The organism is Actinomadura logoneensis, assembly GCF_003428695.1.
GTDB lineage: Bacteria > Actinomycetota > Actinomycetes > Streptosporangiales > Streptosporangiaceae > Spirillospora > Spirillospora logoneensis.
In genome coordinates, this window is sequence record NZ_QURH01000811.1 from 1 (window position 1) to 4,508 (window position 4,508).

A 4,508-nucleotide genomic window follows, 5' to 3' on the forward strand; every position below is an offset into this window, starting at 1 on the left:
GCCGAGGACGACGCGGCGCCGGGCATGACGCGGCGCGCGGGGCACGGGCCCCGCGCGCCGGTCCGCGAACCTGGCGTCCGCGCGGGCGCGGTCAGGAGCTGAGGTAGGGCAGGTCGGTGGTGGGGGTGAACTTCACCGGGAGGGTGTAGAGGCCCCGCATCCAGACCGACGGGCGCCATTCGAGGGCGTCCGGGGGGACGGAGAGCTCCATGTCGGGGAGCCGGTCCAGCAGCACCTCGACGGCCGTCTTCGCGATGACCTCGGCCAGCTCGGGCGCCGGGAACGGGCAGCCGTGCTCGCCGTGGCCGAACGACATGTGCGCGCGGTTGGCGACCGGGCCGCCGAACTCGCGCGGTTTGACGCCCGGGTCGCGGTTGGCGGCGGCGAGGCCGAGGACGAGCAGGTCGCCGCGCCGGACGCGCTGGTCGCCGAGCACGCAGTCGTGCACCGCCCAGCGGCCGATGAAGTTCTGCGTCGGCGTGTCCTCCCAGAGCACCTGGTTGAGGGCGTGCGAGGCGCTGCCGCGCCCGCCCTGCATGGTGTTGGAGAACTTGTCGTCCACCAGCATCAGGCGCAGCGCGTTGCCGATCCAGTTGCCGGTCGGCTGCTGCGCGGCGGCGAGCACCACCAGCAGGTCGATGACCACCTCGTCGTCGGTGAGGGCGGCGGGGTGGGCGAGCAGCCGGGACGGGACGTCCGAGCCGGGCTCGCGGTGCTTGTCGGCGACCAGCCTCACCATCCGGGCGTGGATGCGCTGGTGCGCGGCGACCGGGTCGGAGTCGACGTCGAGCGAGTCGGCGACGTCCTTCACCAGCACCGGGATGTCGGCCTCCGGGAGGCCGAACAGCCGCGCGACCACGTGCAGCGGGATCTGGTGCGAGTACTGCTCGACGAGGTCGGCGTGGCCGTGCCCGGCGAAGGTGTCGACGAGCCGGTCGGCGACCTGGCCGACCATCATGCCGAGCTCGGTGCGGTCGAACGCGTCCAGCGCGTCCCCGATCGCGCCCGCGCGGCGCTGGTGCTCGGCGCCCTCGGCGAACATGATGGACGGCGTCCAGCCGACGTACGGCATCAGCGGCCAGTCGTCCGGGATCAGGTCCCAGGCGTTCCAGCGGCGGCAGTCGCGCGCGAAGAGCTGCGGGTTCGCGGTGACGTGGTGCACCTCGCGGTAGCCGAGCACGAACCAGGCCGGGACGTCGCCGTCCAGCAGGATCGGCACGACCGGCCCGTAGTGCTCGCGCAGCGACCGGTACAGCTCGGCCGGGTCGTCGGCGATCGTCGGGCCGTACAGCCGGACGGGCCGCGGGTGGCCCGGGTGCTCCGGGACGGCCGCGGCGTTCGGGGCGGGGTCGGTCATCGCGCGTCCTCCCGGGCGGGACGTTCGTGCAGCGCGGTCAGGTGGCGGACGAGCTCGATCAGCACGTTCTTGCTGGACTCGCGGAGCCGCGCGTCGCACTCGACGAGCGGGACGTGCTCGTCCAGGTCGAGCGCGGCGCGGACCTTCGGCAGCGACGGCCCGCGCTCGCCGAACCGGTTCACCGCCACCACGAACGGCATCCGGTGGTGTTCCAGCCGGTCGATGGCGTACCAGGAGTCCTCGATGCGGCGGGTGTCGACGAGGACGACCGCGCCGAGGCTGCCGCCGAACAGCTGGTCCCACAGGAACCAGAACCGCTGCTGGCCGGGCGCGCCGAACAGGTACAGCACCTGCCGGTCGTTGAGGGTGATGCGGCCGAAGTCGAACGCGACGGTCGTGGTCGTCTTGGCCGGGACGGCGTCGGCCTCGTCGACGCCCTCACCCGCCCGCGTCATGACCTCCTCGGTCGACAGCGGGCGGATCTCGCTCACCGAGCCGACCATGGTGGTCTTGCCGACGCCGAACCCGCCCACGATGACGATCTTCAGGCCGTCGGCGGCCGTGCCGCGCAGCGGGGCCGGGGCGGACGCGTCCGGCCCGGCCGGGCCCGCGGGGGGAGCGGCGGGCGGCGCGGCGGGCGGGTCAGAGGTTGTGGAGTCCAACGAGCACCTGCTTCAGGGTTTCCAGGTCGGGGAGTTCCTCGGGTTCGGGTGCCGAGACCGGGTGCCGGACGGAGATCCGGCCGTCGGCCAGCATGTCGCGCAGCAGGATCCGCACCACGCTCACCGGGAGCGCCAGGTGCGCCGACAGCTCGACCACCGCGACGGGGTGGTCGCGGCAGAGCCGCAGGATCCGCACCTGCTCCGACGACATGCCGGGCAGCGGGCCGATCTCGGCGACGACGAGCGCCACCAGGTCGAGGGACGCGTCCCGGCGCCCCCCGGTGATGGTGAAGTACCGGTCCGGGTCCTCCCGCTCGTGCCGCCGCCCGCTCATCGCCGCGCCGCGTGCCGGGGCGGGGCCGTGAGGAACGAGCCCATCTGCTCGACCAGCTCGTTCATCGAGTGGCCGACCAGGCCGACGTCGGCGTCCTCGGCGGCGACGACCGCCAGGTGAGCGCCCTCGCCGGCGGGGACTATCAGCAGCAGCCCGCCGGCGAACTCCAGCATGGACTGGCCCACGCCGAGGCCGGTGCCGAACTCGGCGGACGCGCTCAGCGACAGGCTCTGCACGCCGGCCGCCACCGCCGAGAGCTGGTCGGCGCGGTCGACGTCCAGGTCCTTGGTGAAGCAGATCTTCAGCCCGTCCTTGGACAGCACCAGCACGTGCCGCACCCCGGGGGTGCGGTCGCGCAGTCCGTCGAGCAGCCAGCTCAGGTCGCGTTCTTCGGGACTCATCGGGATCGCGGGGGGAACGCCACGGGACGTCCGCCCCTGCCTCCAATCTGTTGTGCCGGGCGGACCCGGGGGAGTCCGCCGTGCGGGCGCTGGGGTGCGCGGGCGGTCATGACCGCCCCTGGTCCGGCCGCTCCGGAGCGGGGACGTCCGGCGGGGAGGACGCCGCGCCGTTCCGGGACGCGCCGTCGGGCGCGCCGCCGTCCGGAGACGCGTTCTCGGTGGCGGGGGGCTCGGTGGTGGTGGTCGTGTCGATGAGGGCGGACGTCCGGGACGCGTCGGGCGCCTTGGGCTCGTCGGCCGCTCGGGACTCCTCCGCCGCCTTGGGGGCGGGGTTGCCGCCGGTGTCGCGGGCGACCGTCCGGGGGCCGCCGGTCGCGGAGCGGAACGCCGCGAACCGCGCGCCGGGCGCCGGCCGCTCGTCGTCCCGGACGACGGCGGACACGACCGGGTCGGGGCACTTGGCGAGTGTCGCGCCGCGCCTGCGCTGCGGAAGCTCGAACCCCTCGTCGTCGTCACCGTCCTCGTCCCGGGCGGCGGGGTCCGTGCCGCGGGCGTCCGGAAGCTCGCCGTTCCCGCCGGACGCGTCGTCCGGCGCGGGGGACGGCGTGGGAAGGGCCGTGCCGAACAGCGGGTCGTCGGTCGTGAGCGCCGGGCGCTCCGCCGCCCGCTTCCGCTCCCGCTTCGGCTCCGGGGCCGGCAGCGCGTCGTCGCGCGGGTCGGTGGCGGTGCCCGCGAGCGGCGGACGGGTCGACCCGTCCCAGGGCTCGCGCAGCTCCGGCGGCAGGAGGTCCTGGCGGGGCTGGGTGACGAGCTGGCGCGGGACGAGCACGATCGCGGCGGTGCCGCCGCGCGAGGACGGCCGGAAGCTGACCCGCAGCCCGTGCTTGGCGGCGAGGCGGCCGACGACGGCGAGGCCGAGCCGCGTGCCGGGCAGCGCGGTCAGGTCGGACGGCTCGTTCACCAGGCGCTCGGCGCGGGCGCGCTCGCGCCGCCGCATGCCGAGGCCGCTGTCCTCGATGGTGATGACGATCCCGGCGTCCTCCTCCTCGACGTACACGTGCACGTCGGTGTTGTGCGCGGAGAAGGAGGCGGCGTTGTCCATCAGCTCGGCGAGGCAGTGCATGACGCCCTCGGCGGCGTATCCGGCGATCGCCGAGCCGGTGGTGAAGTGCAGCTTGACCCGCCGGTAGTCGTGGATGCGGCCCATCGCGCCGCGCAGGATCGACTCCATCACGATCGGCTTGGTCCAGCGCCGTCCGGACCGGCCGCCCGCGAGCAGCGCGATCGAGTCGGCGATGCGTCCGGCCTGGGACACCTCGTGGTCGATGTCCAGCAGGTCGTGGAAGACCGGGTCGTCGCCGTAGCGGTGCTCCAGATCGCGCAGGTCGCCGAGCAGCCGGGTGCAGGCGGCCTGGATACGGGCGGCGGCGTTCGCGCACGACATCATCGCGGCGGCGCTGCCGCGCTCCCCGGTAGCCAGGTCGTCCACCACGCGGGCGAGCAGCCGGCGCAGCATCGGGGACTCGGGCTCGCCGACCTCCGGCAGGACGGTCTCGGGCCCGACCCGGTCTCGGCGGATGCGCGCGACGATCACCGGCATGGCCTCGCCGATGATCCGGTCGACCTCGTCCTCCATGCCGTTCAGGGCGGCCTGCGCGGTGGCGGCGTCGCGCTGCCGGGCGGCGGCGTCGTGCGCGGTCAGCCGCAGGACGCGGCGCAGACCGGGGTCGGCGGGCGGCGGCAGTTCGGCGAGC

At 74.9% G+C, this 4,508-nt stretch carries 5 protein-coding genes; all 5 read right to left on the reverse strand.

Features of this window, described 5'->3' with window-relative positions:
- Positions 1-91: 91 nt before the first annotated feature.
- Positions 92-1,357, reverse strand: coding sequence for a cytochrome P450 (locus tag DZF91_RS27885; protein WP_117360108.1), 1,266 nt, complete (start codon positions 1,355-1,357; stop codon positions 92-94).
- Complete coding sequence (locus tag DZF91_RS27890; protein ID WP_117360109.1) at positions 1,354-2,019, reverse strand: GTP-binding protein; 666 nt, start codon at positions 2,017-2,019, stop codon at positions 1,354-1,356. Before DZF91_RS27890 ends, DZF91_RS27885 begins: the two co-directional genes overlap by 4 nt.
- Positions 2,000-2,353 (reverse strand): DUF742 domain-containing protein, encoded by a 354-nt coding sequence (locus DZF91_RS27895; RefSeq protein WP_117360110.1) that lies wholly within the window; start codon positions 2,351-2,353, stop codon positions 2,000-2,002. The genes DZF91_RS27890 and DZF91_RS27895 overlap by 20 nt, the downstream gene beginning before the upstream one ends.
- Positions 2,350-2,754, reverse strand: a complete 405-nt coding sequence (locus DZF91_RS27900) for a roadblock/LC7 domain-containing protein (RefSeq protein WP_117360111.1) — start codon at positions 2,752-2,754, stop codon at positions 2,350-2,352. The genes DZF91_RS27895 and DZF91_RS27900 overlap by 4 nt, the downstream gene beginning before the upstream one ends.
- 106 nt (positions 2,755-2,860) lie before the next feature.
- On the reverse strand, positions 2,861-4,508 hold a 1,648-nt coding region (locus tag DZF91_RS27905), incomplete at its 5' end, for an ATP-binding protein (RefSeq protein WP_117360112.1).

What these genes read in the sequence shown, in the direction of transcription:
- DZF91_RS27885 (WP_117360108.1), bottom strand. Translation starts at nt 1,357, where the DNA reads ATGACCGACCCCGCCCCGAACGCCGCGGCCGTCCCGGAGCACCCGGGC.
- DZF91_RS27895 (WP_117360110.1), bottom strand. Translation starts at nt 2,353, where the DNA reads ATGAGCGGGCGGCGGCACGAGCGGGAGGACCCGGACCGGTACTTCACC.
- DZF91_RS27900 (WP_117360111.1), bottom strand. Translation starts at nt 2,754, where the DNA reads ATGAGTCCCGAAGAACGCGACCTGAGCTGGCTGCTCGACGGACTGCGC.